This is a genomic window from Paenibacillus sp. P4_A7 (assembly GCF_056402455.1).
The window spans coordinates 1-869 of record NZ_JBFUHJ010000856.1; the positions used below are offsets into that span (position 1 = coordinate 1).

General features: G+C 43.0%; 2 protein-coding genes. Both read right to left on the minus strand.

What is annotated here, in order from left to right; translation table 11 throughout:
• Positions 1-553: ABC transporter transmembrane domain-containing protein (locus AC1DWN_RS34505; protein WP_477563306.1), on the minus strand; the 553-nt coding region annotated here is incomplete at its 3' end.
• Positions 546-869: ATP-binding cassette domain-containing protein (locus AC1DWN_RS34510; protein ID WP_477563307.1), on the minus strand; the 324-nt coding region annotated here is incomplete at its 5' end. The genes AC1DWN_RS34510 and AC1DWN_RS34505, both read right to left, overlap by 8 nt.

The following is an 869-nucleotide window of genomic DNA, read 5'->3' on the forward strand; positions in this document are numbered from 1 at the left end:
ACATAAGCACACTCGAAAAGACTTGAATCACTGAGCTGTTTAAAGAGGAACTTACATTATCAATATCATTTGTAACACGGCTCATAAGCTCACCATGCTGGCGTTTACTGAAATAGGGTATTGGCAGCCTATGCAAATGCTCGAACAGTTGTAGACGCATACGGTATACTGTCTGCTGTGATATGGTAATCATCCATATACTTTGAAGCCACATTGTAATGGAATGAAGTACATAAATAAAAGCTACACCAGCTAGAAAGATAAGAAAACCGCTGTTACGATTCATTAGAAAATGATCAATCGCCGTTCCGACTAAGTAAGGACCCAACAAGGAAAACGCAGAGCTAAGCAGTACCATCACGATGACCGCCGCAAGCTTGCCTTTATGTTCGGTAAGATAACCCCACATCTGCTTCAATGTACGCGAAGTGTTTTTGGCTCGAGGCTCACGCTTTGCATTTGATTTAGAAGTAGTCGGCTGAGATTCTTTATTGTTCGTATCTGCCCACTCAGACCTCGGATAGACGAAAGGATCTTTCCATTGACTACGCATGGAATGCACCTTCCTTTCCAAACTGAGACTCATAGATTTGTCGATATAGACTAGACTCCTGCATCAATTGCTCATGTGTCCCTTGGGCAATCAGCTTACCATCGTCTAACAGCAATATCCGGTCTGCCCCTAATGTTGTGCTAATTTTTTGGGTGATAAGGAAGGTCGTGCATTTCATTTGCTTGATCGCTAGCATCAAGGCTGCCTCTGTCTGCATATCTAGAGCGCTTGTACTATCATCTAATAGTAAAATAACTGGTTTACGTATGAGTGCACGCGCTATCGTCAGACGCTGCTTCTGTCCGCCAGATAGATT